20 protein-coding genes are annotated in these 18730 nt (G+C 69.5%); 9 read left to right on the top strand and 11 right to left on the bottom strand.

From position 1 onward, the window contains the following. Positions 1-14 precede the first annotated feature (14 nt). Positions 15-218 carry a hypothetical protein gene (locus WMF29_RS38985; RefSeq protein WP_437325160.1) on the bottom strand — a complete coding sequence of 68 codons (204 nt, stop codon included), beginning with the start codon at positions 216-218 and terminating at the stop codon, positions 15-17. Between the two features lie 204 nt (positions 219-422). Here WMF29_RS38985 and ychF point away from each other — a divergent pair, with 204 nt between their 5' ends. The 4 genes from ychF (at position 423) to WMF29_RS38965 (ending at position 3515) form a co-directional block, all read left to right on the top strand. Continuing rightward, positions 423-1514 carry a redox-regulated ATPase YchF gene (gene ychF, locus WMF29_RS38980; protein ID WP_437325159.1) on the top strand — a complete coding sequence of 364 codons (1092 nt, stop codon included), beginning with the start codon at positions 423-425 and terminating at the stop codon, positions 1512-1514. A 177-nt stretch (positions 1515-1691) separates the two neighbouring features. Continuing rightward, a complete protein-coding gene (locus tag WMF29_RS38975; RefSeq protein WP_437325158.1) occupies positions 1692-2096 on the top strand; it encodes a hypothetical protein in 405 nt (134 codons plus the stop codon). Between the two features lie 157 nt (positions 2097-2253). Beyond that, entirely contained in the window at positions 2254-2892 is a 639-nt protein-coding gene (locus WMF29_RS38970; RefSeq protein WP_272102758.1) for a hypothetical protein, read from the top strand. After that, on the top strand, positions 2889-3515 hold the full coding sequence (locus WMF29_RS38965; protein WP_012239945.1) for a hypothetical protein: 627 nt from the start codon (positions 2889-2891) through the stop codon (positions 3513-3515). The genes WMF29_RS38970 and WMF29_RS38965 overlap by 4 nt, the downstream gene beginning before the upstream one ends. Positions 3516-3570: 55 nt before the next feature. Here the strand turns inward: WMF29_RS38965 and WMF29_RS38960 are convergent, their stop codons facing one another. Then, complete coding sequence (locus WMF29_RS38960; protein ID WP_437325157.1) at positions 3571-4125, bottom strand: DUF4142 domain-containing protein; 555 nt, start codon at positions 4123-4125, stop codon at positions 3571-3573. 268 nt (positions 4126-4393) lie between these two features. On the opposite strand from WMF29_RS38960, the gene WMF29_RS38955 reads away from it, so the two are divergent. Next, positions 4394-4669 (top strand): hypothetical protein, encoded by a 276-nt coding sequence (locus WMF29_RS38955; protein WP_437325156.1) that lies wholly within the window; start codon positions 4394-4396, stop codon positions 4667-4669. 53 nt (positions 4670-4722) lie between these two features. On the opposite strand, the gene WMF29_RS38950 is transcribed toward WMF29_RS38955, so the two are convergent. The 7 genes from WMF29_RS38950 to WMF29_RS38920 all read right to left on the bottom strand — a co-directional run bounded on the left by WMF29_RS38950 (position 4723) and on the right by WMF29_RS38920 (position 10589). Next, positions 4723-5079 (bottom strand): 2Fe-2S iron-sulfur cluster-binding protein, encoded by a 357-nt coding sequence (locus WMF29_RS38950; protein WP_437295123.1) that lies wholly within the window; start codon positions 5077-5079, stop codon positions 4723-4725. Further along, the gene (gene hscA / locus WMF29_RS38945; protein ID WP_437325155.1) at positions 5079-7085 is read right to left on the bottom strand and encodes a Fe-S protein assembly chaperone HscA; all 2007 of its coding nucleotides are present in this window, start codon (positions 7083-7085) and stop codon (positions 5079-5081) included. Before hscA ends, WMF29_RS38950 begins: the two co-directional genes overlap by 1 nt. Beyond that, positions 7082-7618 carry a Fe-S protein assembly co-chaperone HscB gene (hscB, locus tag WMF29_RS38940; protein ID WP_437325154.1) on the bottom strand — a complete coding sequence of 179 codons (537 nt, stop codon included), beginning with the start codon at positions 7616-7618 and terminating at the stop codon, positions 7082-7084. Before hscB ends, hscA begins: the two co-directional genes overlap by 4 nt. A 57-nt stretch (positions 7619-7675) precedes the next feature. Next, complete coding sequence (locus tag WMF29_RS38935) at positions 7676-8152, bottom strand: HesB/IscA family protein (protein ID WP_437325153.1); 477 nt, start codon at positions 8150-8152, stop codon at positions 7676-7678. Between the two features lie 73 nt (positions 8153-8225). After that, the gene (gene iscU, locus WMF29_RS38930) at positions 8226-8663 is read right to left on the bottom strand and encodes a Fe-S cluster assembly scaffold IscU (protein ID WP_272102765.1); all 438 of its coding nucleotides are present in this window, start codon (positions 8661-8663) and stop codon (positions 8226-8228) included. Between the two features lie 72 nt (positions 8664-8735). After that, on the bottom strand, positions 8736-9953 hold the full coding sequence (locus WMF29_RS38925; RefSeq protein WP_437331210.1) for an IscS subfamily cysteine desulfurase: 1218 nt from the start codon (positions 9951-9953) through the stop codon (positions 8736-8738). Between the two features lie 18 nt (positions 9954-9971). Continuing rightward, positions 9972-10589, bottom strand: a complete 618-nt coding sequence (locus WMF29_RS38920; RefSeq protein WP_437325152.1) for a MerR family transcriptional regulator — start codon at positions 10587-10589, stop codon at positions 9972-9974. A gap of 505 nt (positions 10590-11094) precedes the next feature. On the opposite strand from WMF29_RS38920, the gene WMF29_RS38915 reads away from it, so the two are divergent. From WMF29_RS38915 to WMF29_RS38900, 4 genes are all read left to right on the top strand, one after another. After that, a complete protein-coding gene (locus WMF29_RS38915; protein WP_437325151.1) occupies positions 11095-12201 on the top strand; it encodes a glycosyltransferase family 4 protein in 1107 nt (368 codons plus the stop codon). Next, positions 12198-12662, top strand: coding sequence for a serine O-acetyltransferase (locus tag WMF29_RS38910; RefSeq protein WP_437325150.1), 465 nt, complete (start codon positions 12198-12200; stop codon positions 12660-12662). The genes WMF29_RS38915 and WMF29_RS38910 overlap by 4 nt, the downstream gene beginning before the upstream one ends. Before the next feature lie 1036 nt (positions 12663-13698). Further along, positions 13699-15054, top strand: coding sequence for an MraY family glycosyltransferase (locus WMF29_RS38905; RefSeq protein WP_437325149.1), 1356 nt, complete (start codon positions 13699-13701; stop codon positions 15052-15054). Positions 15055-15110: 56 nt separating this feature from the next. Beyond that, positions 15111-15857: a class I SAM-dependent methyltransferase gene (locus WMF29_RS38900; protein WP_437325148.1), complete on the top strand. Its 747-nt coding sequence runs from the start codon at positions 15111-15113 to the stop codon at positions 15855-15857. A gap of 21 nt (positions 15858-15878) precedes the next feature. On the opposite strand, the gene WMF29_RS38895 is transcribed toward WMF29_RS38900, so the two are convergent. Together WMF29_RS38895 and WMF29_RS38890 are read right to left on the bottom strand one after the other, a co-directional pair. Continuing rightward, positions 15879-17435, bottom strand: coding sequence for a heparinase II/III domain-containing protein (locus WMF29_RS38895; RefSeq protein ID WP_437325147.1), 1557 nt, complete (start codon positions 17433-17435; stop codon positions 15879-15881). Next, positions 17432-18697, bottom strand: a complete 1266-nt coding sequence (locus WMF29_RS38890) for a glycosyltransferase family 4 protein (RefSeq protein ID WP_437325146.1) — start codon at positions 18695-18697, stop codon at positions 17432-17434. Before WMF29_RS38890 ends, WMF29_RS38895 begins: the two co-directional genes overlap by 4 nt. Between the last annotated feature and the right edge of the window lie 33 nt (positions 18698-18730).

The following is an 18730-nucleotide window of genomic DNA, read 5'->3' as shown; positions in this document are numbered from 1 at the left end:
TCGGCGCAGCGGCGTCAAGGCGCCGCGTCGATGATCCGCAGCGCGCCCTCGTCCAGCGGCACCTTCGCGCGGAGCCTCGCGAGCGGTGAATCCGATCTCCGGAGCGTACCATCCGCGCGTGAAGCCTCGGCCCGGCCGAGCTGCCCGCGCACCTCGCCGCGCCCGACGTCGCCGCGGGCAGGCTGCGCGAGGTGCTCGCCGGGTGGCTCCCGATGCACCGCCAGGTCGTCGCGGTGTACCTCCCGTCGCGCTTCCTGCCCGCGCGGGCGCGCGTTCGTCGAGCACCTCGCCGTCAGCGCCGCGCGCCCGGCCGCGCGCGGCGCTGAGGGCGGACGGCGGCGCGGCAAACCGGGAATCTCGCTGGGGTGGTCATGCCCACGTGGCCGGGCCGCGCGACCCTGCCTGTGCTAGACGTGCGCGCCATGAGCGTCGAGGTTGGCATCGTCGGACTGCCCAACGTGGGCAAGAGCACCCTGTTCAACGCGCTGACGGCCGCCAAGGCCGAGGCGCAGAATTACCCCTTCTGCACGATCGAGCCCAACGTCGGCGCCGTCCCTGTCCCCGACGACCGGCTCACGACGCTCGCGAAGTTCATCAAGACCGAGAAGATCATCCCCGCCATGGTGCAGGTGGTCGACATCGCCGGGCTCGTGCGCGGCGCGAGCACGGGCGAGGGGCTCGGGAACAAATTCCTGAGTCATATCCGTGAGGTAGATGCCATCCTCCACGTGGTCCGCTGCTTCACGCTCGCGGACGTCGTGCACGTCGACGGCGGGGTCGACCCGCTCCGCGACATCGACACGATCGAGACGGAGCTGATGCTGGCCGACCTCGGCTCCCTCGAGGGGATGCTGGAGCGCACGCGGAAGCAGGCCAAGGGCGACAAGGAGCTCCTCCCCAAGATCGCGCTCATGGAGAAGTGCCTCGAGGCGCTCCAGGCCGGCAAGCCCGTCCGCGGGCTCTCCTTCGACGAGGAGCAGCGGAAGGTCGTGAAGACGTTCGGCCTGATCACGGCGAAGAAGGTCCTCTACGTGGCGAACGTCGACGAGTCCGACGTCTCCGGCACGGGCCCGCTCGCGACGAAGGTGCGCGAGCGCGCCGCCTCCGAGGGCAGCGGCGTCGTGCCCGTTTGCAGCAAGCTCGAGGCGGAGCTGAACGAGCTCGCGCCCGACGAGCGCAAGGAGATGCTCGAGAGCCTCGGCATGAAGGAGCCGGCGCTCTCGACGCTCGCGCGCGAGGCCTACCGGCTGCTCGGCCTCCAGAGCTACTACACGGCCGGTCCCAAGGAGATCCGCGCCTGGACGATCCCGATCGGGTGCACGGCGCCGCAGGCCGCGGGCGTCATCCACAGCGATTTCGAGAAGGGCTTCATCCGGGCGGAGGTCTACAGGGTGGACGACCTCGTCGAGCACAGGACCGAGGCCGCCATCCGCGCCGCCGGCAAGCTGCGCGTCGAGGGCAAGACGTACGTCTTCCAGGACGCCGACGTCGCGCACTTCCTCTTCAACGTCTGACCGTCCGTCCCACGAGCGCGCCCGCTGCCCTCGGGCTCCGCGAGCGCGCTCGGTGCGCCCCTGCTGCGCGGGCGGCGCGGCACCGCCGTTGCTCCTCCGGCGTTCGCGCAGGCGCGGTGTGCCGGCCACGACCGCCGGCCCTCCGCGGACTCGCGCTTCTCGGACGGAGGCAGGACGGTGCCCAGGGCGAGCGTCGGCGCGTGGCGTGTGCTGGTTCTCCTTGCCTCGTCGGGGAGCGCCGTAACGGGCTGCGTCGCGGCTTCCACCGACGTCCCGCCCGAGGAGGCGGGCGCCCCGGACCCGGACGCCGGCGCGGAGCGGGCGCCTGCTCCGCCCGCTCCGTGCGATCTGCCGCGCGGGTTCTCGGAGGGCGCGCCGCCCCGCTTTCCTGCGCTGCCCGCGCCGGCCATCGGCCACCGCCTGTCCGCGGAGCCCGGCGACGACGTCTTCGGCCGTTTCCTGCGATCCACCGTCGTCTTCTGCGGGCCCGACGAAGAGCCCTATTTCCTCCACTACCGCTTTTACCTCACGGGCCCGTTCTCGGGCCGCTGGCTGCGCCCGCCGCTGGTCCAGCCGCTCTGACCGCGCCTCGCTGCCCAGCCCGCCTGGCGGCCGTCGCCGTTCGTCGGCGTCGTCTGGCCGATGGTGGCCGATGGCCGCGGCGCGCCGTCCGGTTTTTTGACCCCCTGGATCCGCTCGGCTACCTCCTTCGCCCTTCACGAGACGAAAGGACGATCATTTGGGCGCACTCAAAGGATCCATCTCATTCTCGAAGTTCTATGTCCGCGGCGAGCTCACCGAGGGGTTCCGCGACAGGTTCGTCGAGCGAATCCAGCTCCGCGCGTTCCGGCCGCTCACGGTCGAGGAGGACGCGGAGCAGCGCGCCGGGTGGTGCTCCATCGAGAATCCGCTCGACTGCGAGCTCGATCACGGCAAGATCTTCTTCAACTCGTACATCAACCTCGGCCTCAGGACCGATCGCTGGCAGGTGCCCTCGGCGCTCTTCAAGGCGCATTTCGCCGAGGCGGAGCGGGAGCACCTCGCCAAGCGCGGGCGCGAAAAGCTCGGGCGGCGCGAGAAGGAGGAGCTCCGGGCCGTCGTGTCGAGGAAGCTCCGCGCGCAGCTCATGCCGGTGATGAAGGTCGTGGATCTGTCCTGGAACCTGGAGGCCGGCGTCGTCCGGTTCTGGAACCAGTCGCCGCGCGCGCACGAGGGGCTCTCGGAGCTCTTCGAGGAGACCTTCGAGCTCGATCTCGTGCCGGAGAGCCCGTACACGGCCGCCCGTGAGCTCGGCTTGACGGCCGAGCAGCTGGCCGCGTTCGAGCTGCTCAAGCCCACGGTCTTCCACGCTGAATCGACCCTTGGAGGTGCCCTGTGAGCCTCGCTGAGCTGATCGAGCAGCGCCGGTTCGTCGGCCGCGAATTCCTCGTCTGGCTCTGGTTCGAGAGCGAGCTCTTCGAGGGCCGCTTCTCCCTGGACGCCCTCGGCGTCTGCGAGCTCTGGCTCGAGGGGCAGATCACCCTCGTCCAGGAGAAGGAGCAGAGCCGGCTCAAGGGCGCGGCGCCGAGCAGCGCCCCCGAGGCCCACGAGGCGCTGCGCCAGGGCAAGCTCCCGTCGCACGCGCGCGTCCGCGTCACGCGCGGAGAGCTCGAGTACGCCTTCCTGTTCAACGCCGACGCGTTCTCGCTCTCGGGCGTGAAGATCCCGAGCGTCGTCAAGGACGCCGTGGACGAGCAGTTCTACGAGCGCATGTACCTCATCGAGGAGCTCGAGACGCTCTTCACCGCGCTCTACGGCGAGTTCCTCGCGCTTCGCCTCGGGGCCGCCTGGGAGTCCGGGGTGGCGCCGTTCATCCGCACCTGGGTCCGGGGCGAGCCGGTCGACACGGCCGCGTACCAGAAGCTCCGGGGCAAGCTCGCGCCCGTCCGCGGCGCGGCGAGGTCGAGGACGACCCCGCCGCCGGCGGAGAGGCCTGAGCGCGCGGCGCGCGTGGTCGCCTGAGCGCGCCGACGGCGGTGCGCCGGCCGCGCCGCGCGGGGCCGGCGCGCTCGCGCCGCTACTTCCCCTTCACCTTGCCGTGGACCTGCTTCGCCATCGCGAGGTGCTCCTGGAGCTGCGGCAGCGTCGAGGCGGCGAAGCGCTTCACGTCGGCGTCCTTCGCCTCCTTCGAGGCCTTCTCGAACTCCTCGATGTCGCGCTGGTGGTCATCGACCATCGCGCTCATGTAGTCCCTGTCGAACTCGGCCCCTGTCTTCTTGGACAGCTTGTCGACGTCCTCGCGGTGCTTCTGCGCGAGCTCCTGCGGCACGAGCGCGTCCTTGCGGTGCGCGAGCTCCGCGAGCCGCTTGTTGATCGCCGTGTGATCGTCGACCATCCGCTGCGCGAAGCGCTTCACTTCCGGGCTCGCGGTGCGCTGCTTCGCGAGCTGCCCGAGCCGCACCTCCAGGAGCCCTCCCTGACCAGCCTTCTCGACGAACTCCCGATCTGACTCGCTGAGCTTGGTTTGGTTGGCCTGGGCCTGCTGCCCTGTCGAGCCCTGCCCCTCTGCCGCAGCAGAGGCCGGCGCGGACGCCGCCGCCATCATGATGGTGAATAGAACAGGCTTGAGCATCTCAGTCCCCTCCTTGTCACGGCCGCCTTCCGGCGGCCGTGCCGATCGCTCCATCGCCCCGGGACGGCCGGACTCCACTGCTCGGCGCCGCCGGGTCGATGCGCTCGCCGTATGTCGTGAGTCGCCGGCGCTCTGGCAAGGGGCAGCGAACATGGGGCGGTCCGCCGTCCACGCGCTCGGCTCGGCGCAGCAGGCTGCGCCCCGCGGAAGGGCAAAAGGCGCCCGAGAACTGGGCCCCGGCCGATCGCTCCATCTACGCTCGGCCCCTGTGGTCGGCGAGTTCTTCAAGCGCCTCACGAACGGCGTCGTGTTCCTCCTCGCCGCCCTGACCTTCTTCCTCGTCCCCATCGGCAGGAAGACGGCCGCGCAGCACCTCGTCGCGATCGTCTCGACGCCGCCCGCCAAGGAGGCCGTCTCGGCCTTCGCCCACATCGCTCGGCGCATCGCCGTCGAGGCGCGCACGGAGCTGGACAAGCTCCGCCGCCCGCCGCCCGCGCAGCGCGAACCGAAGCCGACGACCACGAAGGTGAGCCCGCCGCCGTAGCCGTCCCTGCCGTCGTTGCGCGCTGATGGCGCTGGTCGGCCCGCGCCGAGGGCTCAGCCCTTGCGCGGATCCTTCACGTTCGGGTGCTCGTTGTAGAAAGCGTCGAGGCTCTCGCGGGAGATCTCCGCCTCGATATCGCCGTCTTTCAAGATCTTCGCCTGACAGCCGAGGCGGCTCGTCGACCGGACGTCGAAGGCCTTGTCGAGGATGTCCTCCTCGTCCTCCTCGGCCTCGCTGAGGAGCTCGCGCCCCTTCGTGACGTAGACGTGGCAGGTGGAGCACGCGCAGACGCCGCCGCACGCGTCGCCCTCGGGCGCGCCCACGGACTTCGACGCCTGGAGGACGGACGAGCCCACCGGGGCCTCGACCTCCCACGCGCGGCCGTGCGCCAGAAATCGGACCTTGGCCATCAGCTCCTCCTCGCCTCGACGCCGGCCTTCGCCGGGCCAACGCCGCCCGCCTCGACCGGCGGGTGGCTCGCGTCGTCCCCGCCGTGCTCGGCCAGGTGCGCGTCCACGCCCTTCGCCGCGGCGACCTTCGCCTCGACGTCCTCGACCTGCTTGCCCGCGATCGCCCTGGCCACGGCGCGGTCCATCCGCCGACCAGCCCAGCCGTGCGTCGCCTCGTCGAGCGCCTCCGTGCGCGCCAGGATGAGCCCCGGCTTGTCCCCGCGGATCGCGGCGTCGAGGCCCTTCAGCGCGCCCTCGATCGCCTCGCGCTCGCCCGGCTCGAGCAGATCGGCGTCCGCGGCGAGCGCCTTGCGCGTCGCCATCGCCACGCGCTCGCCCTCGACCCGCGCCTCGACCAGCCGGCGCTTGAGCAGGTCTTCCTCGCCGTGGTCCAGCGCCGCGAGGAGCATGTCCTCGACCTCCTCATCGGTCAGCCCGTAGCTCGGCTTGACCTCGACCTTCTGCTCGACCCCCGTCGTCAGCTCGCGCGCGGTCACGCCGAGCAGGCCGTCGGCGTCCACGCGGAACGTCACCTCGAGCCGCGCCATGCCCGCGGGCATCGGCGGGATCCCCTTCAGCACGAAGCGCGCGAGCGAGCGGCAGTCGGCGGCGAGCTCCCGCTCGCCTTGCACGATGTGGAGATCGAACCCGGTCTGGTTGTCCGCGTACGTCGTGAAGACCTGCCGCGCCCCTGCCGGGATCGTCGTGTTCCTCGGCAGGATCTTCTCGGCGACGCCGCCCATCGTCTCGATGCCGAGCGACAGCGGCAGCACGTCGAGCAGCAGCACCTCGTCCGCGCGATCCATCGAGCCGGCCAGGATGTCGGCCTGGATGGCCGCGCCGAGCGCGACGACCTCCTCGGGATCGATGTCCTTGAGCGGCTCCTTGCCGAAGAGGCTCGCCACGTAGTCGCGCACGTGGGGCACGCGCGTCGCGCCGCCCACGAGGATCACGCCGTCGAGGTCCGCGGCCTGGACGCCCGCGTCGCGGAGCGCGCGGCGGCACGCGACGCCCGTGCGCTCCAGGAGCGGCGTGATGAGCGCGTTCAGCTCGTCGCGGGTCACTGTGACAAGCTTCGACGCCGGGCCGCCCGTCGCCTCGGCCGCCTGCACGGGCAGCTCGATCTCGATCTGCGTCGCGTCGGTCAGCGCGTGCTTGATGCTGCGGGCGGTGTCGAGCGCGAGCCGCACCACCTCGGGCGTGCGCCGCGTCGCGCCCATCTCCTCGAGCAGCCGCTCTGCGAGCGCCCTGTCCATGTCGTCGCCGCCGAGCGAGCTGTCGCCCCCGGTGGACTTCACCTGGAAGACCCCGTTGTCGAGCAGGAGCACGGTGACGTCGAACGTCCCGCCGCCGAGGTCGTACACGGCGAACAGGCCGTTTTGCTGCTTGTCGAGCCCGTAGGCGAGCGCCGCGGCGGTCGGCTCGTTGAGCAGGCGCAGCACCTCCAGCCCGGCCAGCCGGCCCGCGTCCTTGGTCGCCTGCCGCTGGGCGTCGTCGAAGTACGCCGGCACCGTGATCACCGCGCCGCCCACGGAGCGGAGCTCGCGCTCCGCCGAGGTGCGGAGCTCTTTCAAGATCTCCGCCGACACCTCGACGGGCGTCACGACCGCGTCCCGCACCTTGAAGCGCACGCTCTTCGCGTCCTCGGGGCCCTTCGGCTCCGCGAACTCGTACGGCCCGAGCCGCCGCGTCTCCGGATCGTTCGCGCCGCGGCCCATGAAGCGCTTCACGCTGACGATGGTCTCGCGGGGGTAGCTCTGCGCGAGCCGCCGCGCGCTGTCGCCCACGACCGCGTGCCCGCGCTCGTCGTAGTGCACGACCGAAGGCACGAGCCGCTCTCCGTTGCAGTCGTCGATGACCACCGGGCGGCCGTCGCGCACGCGGGCGACGAGCGAGTTCGTCGTCCCGAGATCGATGCCGATCGGGCTGGGCCTTGCTTTGGGGTCGAAAATTTCGAGGAGGGTCATTTCAAATCTGCGAGCTCTTCTTCGATGGCGCTCACTTCGTCGAGGAACCGCCGGATGTAGCGGAGCTCGCTGAGCAAGGCGAGCACGCCCTTCAGCTGCTCCGGATCATTCCCTGTGGCGGCGAAGGCGCCCTGGATCGCCGTGAGGGTCGCCTGCTCGCGCGCGAGCATCGCCTCGCCGAGCCGGGCGATCCGCGCGGGATCGCGCCCCTTCGCCGCCTCGGCGAGCTCTTCGCGCGACTCCATCATCTCCATGAGCAGGGCGGGGGAGGCCTTCTGCTCGCCCTCCTCGCCCCGCGCGACCCCGGCTCGCTGGAGCAGCGCCTCCGCCCGGCGGATCGGATCCTTGAGGACGCGCAGGGCGTCGTTCGCCTCGATCGCGCGGCCGAGCGCGAGCCGGCGCTCGGCCGCGGGGGCGCCCGCGTAGCGATCGGGGTGGAGCGCGCGGGAGAGGTCGCGGTGGCGCTGCTCCAGCGTGCGCAGGTCGAGGTCGAACCGCGGCTCGACGCCCAGGGTATCGAAGGGATCGGTCATGGCGTGCTCTGGGGGAGGCGCCTCGGCGAGCTCTCTCGCGCGCTCCCTTGCGGCGGCTCAGGCCACCGTGAACGAGTGCCCGCAGCCGCAGCGCGTCGCCTCGTGCGGGTTCTTGAACTTGAAGCCCTGGAACATGAGCGTCTTCTCCCAGTCGAGCACCGAGCCGCCCAGGTAGAGGATGCTCTTCTTGTCGCAGAAGACGCGCACGGTCGCCTTGTCCGGCTCGGCGAACTCCAGGACGAGGTCGCCGGACCGGGGCGGCTTGTCCTCGAACTCGATGACGTAGGAGAACCCGGAGCAGCCGCCGCCGCGGATCCCGACCCGGATGGCGCCCTCGGGCGTGCCGCGCTTGGCGAGCTGCGCCCGGATGGCCTGCACCGCGGCGTCGCTCACCGAGAGCGTCCGCTTCGACTTCGCCTCCGCCTCGCCCGAGGCCCCGTCGCCGCGCGCGGGCGCGGCGTCCGCGGTCGCGGTCGGCGCGGCGTGCGGCCCGGTGTCCGCCGCCTTGGTCGTGGTCTGCTCACTGCTCTGCATGCGTCGTTCCTTCTCCGGTTCCGGTTCCGGTTCCGGTGCTGTGGGCCGCCTCCGCCCCGAAGCCCCGGCGCTGTTACTCAGCGCTCGCCGTCGCGGTGGCCGAAGGCGCCGCGCCCGCGAGCTCCTTCTTCGCCTGCTGCTTGGCGCGGAAGTCGGCGATGGCGCTCTTGATCGCGTCCTCGGCGAGGACCGAGCAATGGATCTTCACCGGAGGCAGGTGGAGCTCCTCGGCGATCATGCTGTTCTTGATCGTCTCGGCCTCGTCGATCGTCTTGCCCTTCAGCCACTCGGTGGCGAGCGACGACGACGCGATGGCCGACCCGCAGCCGAACGTCTTGAACTTCGCGTCCTCGATGACGCCGCCCTCGCCGACCTTGATCTGCAAGCGCATGACGTCGCCGCAGGCCGGAGCGCCGACGAGCCCGGTGCCGACGTGCTCGTCATTCTTGTCGAGCGTGCCGACGTTCTGGGGGTTCTCGTAGTGCTCGATGACCTTATCGCTGTATGCCATGGCTCTCTCCTCGACCGTTTCCTTTCGTCTCGAAATCTCGCTCTGTCGGGCCGGCGGCGCCCGCGCCGCTCGTCAGTGGGCCGCCCACTGCACGCTGTTCAGGTCGATCCCCTCTTTGTGCATCTCGTAGAGCGGCGACATGTCGCGCAGCTTGTTCACCTTCCGGATCACGAGGTCAGCCACGTAGTCGACCTCCTCCTCGGTGGTGAAGCGCCCGAGCCCGAACCGGATGGACGAGTGGGCGAGGTCGTCGCCGATGCCCATCGCGTGGAGGACGTAGGAGGGCTCCAGGCTGGCGCTCGTGCACGCCGAGCCGCTCGAGACCGCCACGTCCTTGATCGCCATCATCATGGCCTCGCCCTCGACGAAGCTGAACGACACGTTGAGGTTGCCCGGCAGCCGCCGATCGGGCGAGCCGTTCAGCTGGATGGCGTCGAGCTCCTTCCAGAGCCGGTTCCTGAGCCGCTCGCGCAGCGACAGGATGCGCGCCGACTCCGCCTCGCCCTCCTCGATGAGGATCTCGGCCGCCCTGGCGAACCCGACGATGCCGGGCACGTTGAGCGTGCCGGACCGCATGCCGAACTCGTGGCCGCCGCCGTCCATCTGCGCGGTGATGCGGACGCGCGGCTTCGACCTGCGCACGTACAGGCAGCCGATGCCCTTCGGGCCATAGATCTTGTGGGCCGTCACCGACGCGAGGTCGACCCCCATCTGCTCGACGTTGAACGGGACCTTCCCGACCCCCTGCACCGCGTCGGAGTGGAGGAGGACGCCCTTCGATTTCGTGATCTTCCCGATCTCCGCGATGGGCTGGACCGTGCCGACCTCGTTGTTGGCCAGCATGATCGAGACAAGGATCGTCTTGTCGGTGATCGCCCGGGCGACGTCGTCCGGGTCGACCATCCCGTACTTGTCGACCTTGAGGTAGGTGATCTCGTAGCCCAGCTTCTCGAGCCGCTTGCAGGTGTCGAGCACCGCCTTGTGCTCGATGACGCTCGTGATGATGTGGTTGCCCTTGTCCTTGTAGAACTCGGCGACCCCCTTGATGGCGATGTTGTCGCTCTCGGTCGCGCCGGAGGTGAAGACGATCTCCTTGGGGTTCGAGGCGCCGATGAACCTGGCGAGCGTCTCGCGCGCGTGGCCGACCGCCTCCTCGGCCGTCCAGCCGAAGACGTGGCTCCGGCTCGCGGCGTTGCCGAATTTGCCGTTGAAATACGGCAGCATGGCGTCGAGGACACGCTGATCGACCGGCGTCGTCGCGTGGTAGTCCATGTAGATCGGAAGCTGGATACCCATGGTGTTTCTCGCTCAGCGGTGATTCGAGCCGTGGCGGCAATGCCCATTGCCGCGGATACCGGCGACGAGCTCGGGCTCGGCCGTGCTCTTGTCGTGGAGGTTACAGTTCGTGCAGGCGGCGACGAGCTCTGCCGGGTCGCACGTCTCGCAGGTGTCGAGGTAGGCGAGGCTCGCCACGAGCTCGTGCTCGAGGGTCTCGAGGTGCGCGATCTGCTCCCGCACCTCTTCGAGCTTCTGCTGGTAGACGTGGCGGATCTGCGACATCGCGCCGGGGGCAGACGAGGACGACTCCCAGGTCGAGACGATCTGCTGGATCTGGCTCAGCGACAGGCCGAGGTCGTGGAGCTTGCCGATCCACCGGACGCGGGTGAGGGCCGCGTGGTCGTAGAGCCGGTAGCGACCCTTGGAGCGGGCGTGCGGGACGAGCAGCCCGACCTCCTCGTAGTGGTGGATCGCCCGCACGGTCTTGCCGGTCGCCTTGGCGATGTCCCCCACCTGGAGCAGACGGTCTTCCTCCCCCTCGGCACCGTCAGGCGCCTCCGTTCTCGCGTCCGCCTTGGACGTGCTGGACACGAAGGGCCCGCCGATGCTTTGCTCGTGGGCAACGGGAAGGTGGTGGCGGGTCGTCATGGGGGAAACCTTAACCCTTACGTACGCGTTAGGGTTGCGGACCTTGTAGGGCGCCCCGCCAAGACTGTCAACCGGGTTGTACGGGAGTCTGTGTGACATGGCGGAAGGAGGCGAAATCGAGCGCCGCGTGACCTTCCGGAGGAGCATCCAGGGGGGCGCACCGCGGGACGCTGGTTTTGTCGCGTCGCGTCATGCGGGATGGTCCGGATCAGGCTTGTCGCTCGGCGCCCGATAGGTGGCAGCGGTCGAGCGCTGCGCCGGGGGCCACGCAGCGGCCGCATCGGCGGCCGGCGGAGCGGGCTCCGCGTCATCGGCATCGCTCGCCCGGCGTCCGTCAGGCGCTGATGACTTCGCCGTCCGACTCTGCATGCGCTCGGATTTCCTTCTCGCGTGTCGCGCGCGGCTTTCCTTCTCGCGTGTCGCGCGCGCGGCGATGGCAGTCGAGTCCCCGGCTTGCTAAACAGCGACGCACATGTATGTTACTGCCCCTGACGATAGAGATGAGATGACAGGCAAGAAACGAATTCTGTTCGTCGGCTCGTTCAATCCCCCTTCTGACGGCAGGATAGGTGGGCAGTACTTCGCTTGCCGCTCTCTGATCGAGAGCGATCTGAAGGATGACTTCGACTTCCTGCTCGTCGACTCCACCATCGACAGCATCCAGGTCTCGTCGGTGTTCTCGAGGCTCCCCAAGATCGGCTCGAGGGTGCTCCGGTGCGTCCGGGAGCTGCTGCTCTCCGAGGTGGACGCGGTCCTTTTGTTCTCGAGCTCGGGGTTGAGCTTCGTCGAGAAGGGATCTATCGGGCTTCTGGGCAAGATGCTCGGCAAGAAGGTCGTCATCTTCCCTCGATCGGGGCCCATCATCGACAACGTCGCCAGGAGCAGACTGTACAGGTCGTACCTGGGCGCCGTCGTGAGCGCCTGCGATGCGCTGATATGCCAGAGCGACTACTGGCGCAGCTTCTTCCTGGGCCTGGTGCCCGAAGGGAACGGGGACAAGCTCGTCGTCATAGAGAACTGGCTGCCTGACTCCTGCTTTGGCGAGGGGGGGCAGAAGGCTTATCCCGGGGTCATGGACAGGCCGCTTCGGCTGCTCTACTTCAACCGGATCGAGAAGCGCAAGGGGATCTACGACTTCCTCGAGGCCATGCTCCTCTTGCAGGGCGCGGGCGCCTGGGTCGAGGCCAAGATTTACGGGGACGGGAGCGAGCGCGAGAACGTGAAGCGGTTCATCGCCGAGAATCAGCTCAGGAACACCGAGTACGCGGGCTGGCTCGTCAGCGACAAGAAGGACGTGATCTCGTCGTTCGATCTGTGCCTGTTCACGTCGCACAGCGAGGGGTTCCCGAACGCGTTGCTGGAGGTGATGGCCCTCGGCGTCCCCGTCGTGTCCAGCAGGGTGGGCGCCGTGAATGACCTCATCGTTTCGGGGAAGAACGGCCTCCTGGTCGACGTCGGGAGCCCGGGCCAGATCGCGCAGGCGGTCCAGACCTTGCTCCGGGAGCCGGCGCTGCTGCAGGAGTTCTCGCGGCGCTCGGTCGAGCGGGTGCGGCAGGCCAACCGGCTCGATGATGCCATCACCAAGTTCAGGTCGCTCCTGTCAACGCTATGAAGAACCCTTCTGTGCTGCTCTACCGGATGGGGAACTTCTTCTACCGGAACAAGCTGCGCTCCATCGCCACGGCCATCACCTGGCTGAACAGGTTCTTGTTCTCGGTGTTCATCCCGTCCTCGGCCACGATCGGCGCGAATTTCAGGCTTGGTTACTGGGGGCTGGGGGTGGTGATCCATGCGAGGGCGTCCATCGGCGACAACTGCCTCGTCAGCCAGAACGTCACGATAGGGAGGAACTTCGGCAGCCAGGGGGTCCCGCGGCTGGGCAACGACGTTTATGTCGGGGCGGGGAGCGCCATCTTTGGCGACATCTCCATCGGAGACAACGTGATCATCGGCGCCAACAGCGTCGTGAACAAGGACGTGCCGTCCAACTCCGTCGTCGCGGGGAATCCGTTCAGGATCATCGCGTCCGACAGGAAGCTCAAGTACTACGAGCTGGATGACCCGAACGCCTGATCCGCAGGATCAGGTCAGCCCCACCGCGTGACGGGGCGCATCTCCAGGCGCGCCCGGTTCCATGGCGCGCGTGGCCCGTGCGGGCACGCCGCATGGTTCACGGGATGCGCGCGCCTCTGCTCGTGCTAGCGGGCCGCCGCGCCAGCGTCGCTCGGGCGCTTGGCGGCGATTTCGCTTCCGGCGACCTCGGCTCCGGTGCACTGGCTTCGCCCGGCCGGGCAGCGCACGCAGCCCGAGCGTCCGGGTGCCGCGCTGCGGCATCTGTCCAGATTTGTCCTGGACCGAGCTGGGAAACCGTGATTTCTTTCGCGAGGCACCCGCCCCGCCGGTGGCCTGCCCTAGCGAGGACGTCTAGCGAGGACGTGATGAGCAACGCGGCGTCGTCGGCCCGAGACAAGGCGTTGCCGAAAAGAGCTGATGTCCCGGCTCCGTCACACAATGGATTCTCGGGTCGACAACCTCGCACCAGGCGCTGGATTCATCGCTGCTGCGGAACACCACGCGCCTGGCGGAGGGGCTCCCGGCGCTGTGGGGACGATGGAGCGCTCGCCGGGCCACGCGCCTGCCCCGAGGAAGGCATTTCCGCTTTCACGGCAGACCCCGGCACTGCCGAGGCCGGTAAACGACAATGTCACCAGGCCGACGCACCGCGGTTCACATACGTAGGTAAAATTGTGCCGTAGTACTGTAAAATGTAAATGACAGCGGAAATATTAACACGCCAGCAGCAGACCAAAGCCTGCTCCTGGGTTGTTCCGTGTGCTGACTTGGGGTACTAGGTGCGCACCAACAACGGGCTGTCCGCCATGGTGATGAGCTATGAATATCGCACGCCGCGCCGCACCTTAGAGCTGCGGGATTTCCAGAGGAGCGAGCGATGGTAAGTACGCTCACGGCGGTCATTCTGGCGCTGGTGTTGTCGTGGGCAGCGACGCCGCTCGTGCGCCGTTTGGCGGTGACTGTGGGGGCGGTGGACGAACCGACCGCGCGGCGCGTACACACTCGGTGTATCCCGCGCCTGGGCGGGCTTGCGATCGTGGCGGGCTTCGTGCTGCCGCTGTTCATCCTGGCCGCGCTGGGGACGCAGATCGGGCTGAGGTGGTTCTCGCAGCACTCGCTGGTGGTGGGGCTGCTGGCTGGAGGGCTGGGGATCGCCGCGGTCGGCGCCTGGGACGACACGAAGGGAATGCGTGCGCGGCACAAGCTGGCCGCGCAGGTCCTCGTCGCATCGATCGCCTGGGCCTTCGGGCTCCGCCTCGAGTGCGTGACGCTGCCGTACTTCGGACATGTATCGTTCTGGCCGCTCTCGTTCCTGGTGACGATTCCGTGGTTCGTCGCGATCATCAACGCGGTCAACCTGATCGACGGGCTCGACGGGCTTGCGGCGGGTGTCGGCTTCTTCGCCTGCGTCGCGAACTTCATTACCGCGTACCTCGGCGGCTACCCCGGCAATATGGTGATCTGCCTGCTCGCGGCGACGCTCGCGGGCGCGATCGTGGGGTTCCTGTTTCACAACTTTCACCCCGCGACGATCTTCATGGGCGACACCGGCAGCATGTTCCTCGGGTTCATGCTGGCCGCGATCCCTCTCTTCGGCGTGGGCACGCACAAGGGCGGCACCGCGCTCGCCGTCATGGTGCCGCTGCTCGCGCTGGGCCTGCCGATCTTCGACATGATCTCGGCGATGGTGCGGCGCTATGTCGCTCGCCGGCCGATCTTCTCCGCCGATCGTTCGCATATCCACCACAAGCTGCTCGACAAGGGCCACTCGCATCGCAGCGCGGTGCTGATCCTGTATGGGCTCAGCCTGCTGTTCACCGTGGTCGCGCTGGTGGCGTATGTCGGTCGCTCGCTCGAGATCGGGTTCGCCCTCGTCGCCTGCAGCGTGGTGCTCTTCATCGTGGTGCGCACGGCAGGCTCGCTCCCGCTCTTCGGGGCGCAGCCACAGGACGCCCGGCGCGCGCGCGAGGCCACCGTGGAGGCGCTGCGCCGCGCTGTGCCGTGGGCGCTCATGGAGATCGAGGCCGCGAGCGGCGTGGAAAAGCTGCGTCCGGTGCTCGAGCGCTTTGCCGAGGAGGCGAAGCTCGTCGCGCTCGAGGTGAGCTCCGCAGGCGCGAACGGCAGCGCGCGCGTGAAGCCCTGGAACTGGGCGCAGGATACGGCGACGCCACAGCAGCTCCGGGAGGCGGTGGTCGCGGTGTTCCCGATCCAGCTCGAGGGCGAGACCGTCGAGCTGCGGTTCCGCTGGGACAGCGAGGAGTGCGCGGTCAGTCCGCAGGCCGACATGCTGCTGCAGCTCGTCGTGGACTCCGCAGAGCGCCTGTTGCTTCGCCGGCCGCCGCCGCCGCGTGCGCGGGATTCGCGCCCGCAGGGGCGCTTCTCGGTGGTGTGAGGGGCATCCATCCCTCGCTGATTTGTTCGTGTCGCCGGACTGACTGAGGAGATATCGTGGACATTGCCCGCAGCATCGTTGGTCTCAACAGCAAGACGAACGAGCTCTATTATCGTCTCAGCGATCATGCGCATTACTGGAAGGTCTATCAGGGCATCGTGGACGAGGCGGTCGCCCCGGCGACGGACATCATCCACCTCGGCTGCGGGCCGCTGTGGTTCGGCAAGGTCGCGACGGTGCCGCTCGACGGCAAGACCATCTACGCGGTCGATCCGGACGAGGAGGCGCTCGCGCGCAACCCGGCGGAGAAGCATATCCGCGCCTACGGCGAGTCGGTCCCGCTGCCGGACGGCTGCGCGGACGTGATCGCCGCGGACCACCTGCTCGAGCACCTCGAGAGGCCCGAGGAGGTGCTGCGAGAGGCGCACCGCCTGCTGCGGCCGGGAGGGCGGTTCGTCTTCACGGCGCCGAACCTCCTCTCCTATTCGGGGCTCGCGACGCACCTGACGCCACACTGGTTTCATACGCTCTACGTCGGGCTGCTGCGGGGGACGAGCGGCAGCGACAATTCGAAGCCGTACCCGACGTACTTCCGCATGAACACGGTCTGGGCCGTGAACCGCCTCGCGAAGGCCGCGGGCTTCCGCGTCGACAAGCTCGCTACCGGGGTCGATCACCCGACGTATACGGTGTTGATCCCCGGGCTCCACCAGGCTGCGGTGGCGCTGCACCTCGTGCTCGACAAGGTCGAGGCGCTCGCACCCTTCCGCATCACGCTCACAGGCAGCCTCGTGCGCGAGTAGCGCACGAACCTGCACCCCGCTCTAGAAGCGGAGGCGGAAGCCGCCACGCCAGGCATCGCGCACGTCGCCGCGCCCGGAGAACACCGTGGCTGCCTGGGGTTTACGGAAGCAGGGATGCCACACGCCCGAGCTGCGCTCCGGCGCGAGCTGGATGCCCTCGACCTCGATGGACTGGCGCCGCACAGCGGCCTCGTCGAGCCTGAGCCGGGAGCACGCGCTCGTCCTGCCGCCGAGGATGTCGTCGAGGACCACGAGCTCCCGAGCGGACAGCTCCACCCTCCGGCGATGTCGTGGGGCTCCGGGGAGAGCTCGATACCCGTCGTGCTCGGCCTCCACGGCGACGTGCGCCGGGGCGCGCTCGAGCTTGCGCACCTCCGCGCGCGCCCGGCGGCCGACGCGGAAGGCGCTCCACACCTCGCTCGAATCCACGTCGCCGAGCTCCACGGTGTTGTGGGCGCGTGTGGAGCGGGTGGTCTGACGGTCGCCGTCGGCCTTGTAGCTAGAGACCCCGTAGTCGACGACAGCGCGCTCTCCGCCGAGCCATAGCTCGAAGGTGAGGGCGTCCGCGTGCACGTGCCCGGGCTGATAGGGGGCACCATCCATCCCCGCGTCGAGCGCGAGCCAGGCCCGGTCGCCGAGCTGCAGGATCACCCAGCCGGTGTCTGCCAGGTGGTCGAACGACGGCGTATCGTCCGGCGGCGTGCCGGGGGCCCCCCGCTCGCCGCCGGAGGCCCTGTCCGGCATGAAGAGGCCGAGGTCCGCGCCAAGGGCGAGGACCTGGTCGAGCTCGGGCGCGGCGTCGAGCGATGCATCGTTGAAGAGGGGGTACGAGCCGTCCGGCGCGCGCACGGCTGCGGCCCACCCGAGGGCCCTCTCCGCCGTCGTCCGCCAGCTCTCGGGCACCTCGCGCCCGGCCGCTCGCGCAAGCTCGATGGCCTCGAGAAGCCCGGCCGTCAGCGCGAGGTGGTACGACGCGGAGAGCTCGAAATGACCGCCGTCCGCGAGGAACTGCTCCGGCAGCTGCCAGGCCAGGATCGCGGAGCCGAGCCGCCACCACGCCTCGGCCTCGGGCCCGTGGGCTACCGCGCCGCCGCAGACGAGCCCGATCGCGTTCTCGAGGAGGTGATTGGCGAGCAGGTGCAGCTCGAGGCCGAGCGCGACGGCCCGACATGCGCGCGCCAGCTCTGCGGAGAGCCCGGGGCGGCCGAGGCGCGCCGCCACCGCGAGCCGGCGGGCGCGCACCGACGCGGGAAACGGGTGCGACGCGATCGGGTCGTCCCACGCGCTCGGGGCAGGGAGGGTCGGCTCGGCCCCGAGCTCATAGCCGTAGGCGCGCTCGTAGGCGTGCAGCAGCGACCCCTCGGGAATGGCAGCCAGCCGCGCGCGCCCGCGCTCCTTCTCCGCGTCGGCGAAGGCCGCGAACCGCGGGCGCGACGCGGCAAAGCCCGGCCGGACGCGCGGCGCCAGGATCGCGCTCGGCCCCCCGCCGAGCGCGCGATGGCCGAGGGCGACCGGGCGGGCGAGCACCTGCAGCGGATGGAGCTGGACGAGGGTGCGGGCGATCCGCGGGACGTTCATCGCTCGCTCCTGCGCTGGCCTTCAGGAGAGCGCGAGCGGCGGATCACGCGCTCCAGCACATCGACATAGTCACGCGCGAGCATGTCGCGCTCGAACGACCGCATCACGTAGGCCCGCCCTGCGGGCCCCATGCGCCTTCGCCTCTCCGGATCGGCGGCGAGCTCGACGATCGCCCGGGTCATCGCCGGTACGTCTTCAGGGGGAGCGAAGACACCGGCGTTCGCCTCCTCGACGATGGACCGCGCTTCGCCGTCGACCGAGATCACGATCGGCCGCTCCATGGCGAGGATCTCGAAGATCTTGGACGGGATGACCGTCTGGAAGAGCTCGGTCTTGCGCAGTGGGACGAGGCATATATCGGCGGTCGCATACACCTCGGTCACCGCGTCGCGCGGGAGGGCGCCGAGGAACGTCACATTGGAGAGCCCGAGCTCCCGGGCGCGCGCCTCCAGGCTGGCCCGCTCCGCCCCCTCGCCGACGAACAGGAAGCGAATGTCGTCGCGGGCGCGCAGGCCGTTCGCCACGTCGAGCACGGCGGAGAGGCCGTGCGCCATTCCGTGCGTCCCGACGTACGCCACGACGAGCCGCTCACCGAAGCCGAGCTTCTCCCGGAGCGGCGTGTCGCGCGAGGAGGGGGTGAAACGGTCGAGGTCCACGCCGTTCCTGATGACGTCGATCTTGTCGGCGGGGACCCCTCGCTGGGTGAGCCGCTCCCGGAAGCTCTCCGTGACGACAACGATCCCATCGGCCGCCTCGTAGAGGTGCTCCTCGACGCGCGTGAGCCCGCGCACGACCGCGTGCCCGGCCGACAGCGCGCCCACGGCCACGATCGACTCGGGCCAGAGGTCCCGCACCTCGAACACGAACGGCAGCCCGCGGAGCCTGGCGATCCCATAGCCGGCCACGGCCGCGAGGAACTGGGGGCTCGTCGCGATGAGGACGTCGGCCTGCGGCAACCCGAGCTGCGCGAGCGAGAGCGCCGACAGGGCGAAGGACCCGTACGCGACCGAGCGACGCACCTTGCCCCGGTTGGCGGCTGCGTAGATCCAGGTGCGAAGGACCCGCACTCCGTGGAAGTCCTCTTCCACGCGGATCCGACCTCGGTACGCAGCCGGGATCACCCCTGTCGGGTGGTTCGGCATGCCCGTCAGGACCGTGACCTCGTGTCCGGCGCGCCGCCAGGCCCGGGCGAGCTCGGAGACGCGCGCGGCCGGCGCCCCGGGCTCGGGGGGAAAGTAGGGAGAGACGTAGAGGATGCGCATGAGGGCTTCGGGGAGGTCCTTGCGTGGAGAGCG

The organism is Sorangium sp. So ce381 (genome assembly GCF_051473845.1).
GTDB lineage: Bacteria > Myxococcota_A > Polyangia > Polyangiales > Polyangiaceae > Sorangium > Sorangium atrum.
The sequence above is the reverse complement of the archived record's forward strand: the minus strand, read 5'-3'. Positions and strand labels throughout refer to the sequence as shown.

Excerpts from the sequence above, each read along its gene's own strand:
- ychF (WP_437325159.1), top strand. The coding sequence starts at position 423 with ATGAGCGTCGAGGTTGGCATCGTCGGACTGCCCAACGTGGGCAAGAGC.
- WMF29_RS38960 (WP_437325157.1), bottom strand. The coding sequence starts at position 4,125 with ATGCTCAAGCCTGTTCTATTCACCATCATGATGGCGGCGGCGTCCGCG.
- WMF29_RS38950 (WP_437295123.1), bottom strand. The coding sequence starts at position 5,079 with ATGGCCAAGGTCCGATTTCTGGCGCACGGCCGCGCGTGGGAGGTCGAG.
- hscA (WP_437325155.1), bottom strand. The coding sequence starts at position 7,085 with ATGACCCTCCTCGAAATTTTCGACCCCAAAGCAAGGCCCAGCCCGATC.
- hscB (WP_437325154.1), bottom strand. The coding sequence starts at position 7,618 with ATGACCGATCCCTTCGATACCCTGGGCGTCGAGCCGCGGTTCGACCTC.
- WMF29_RS38935 (WP_437325153.1), bottom strand. The coding sequence starts at position 8,152 with ATGCAGAGCAGTGAGCAGACCACGACCAAGGCGGCGGACACCGGGCCG.
- iscU (WP_272102765.1), bottom strand. The coding sequence starts at position 8,663 with ATGGCATACAGCGATAAGGTCATCGAGCACTACGAGAACCCCCAGAAC.
- WMF29_RS38920 (WP_437325152.1), bottom strand. The coding sequence starts at position 10,589 with ATGACGACCCGCCACCACCTTCCCGTTGCCCACGAGCAAAGCATCGGC.
- WMF29_RS38915 (WP_437325151.1), top strand. The coding sequence starts at position 11,095 with ATGACAGGCAAGAAACGAATTCTGTTCGTCGGCTCGTTCAATCCCCCT.
- WMF29_RS38910 (WP_437325150.1), top strand. The coding sequence starts at position 12,198 with ATGAAGAACCCTTCTGTGCTGCTCTACCGGATGGGGAACTTCTTCTAC.
- WMF29_RS38895 (WP_437325147.1), bottom strand. The coding sequence starts at position 17,435 with ATGAACGTCCCGCGGATCGCCCGCACCCTCGTCCAGCTCCATCCGCTG.
- WMF29_RS38890 (WP_437325146.1), bottom strand. The coding sequence starts at position 18,697 with ATGCGCATCCTCTACGTCTCTCCCTACTTTCCCCCCGAGCCCGGGGCG.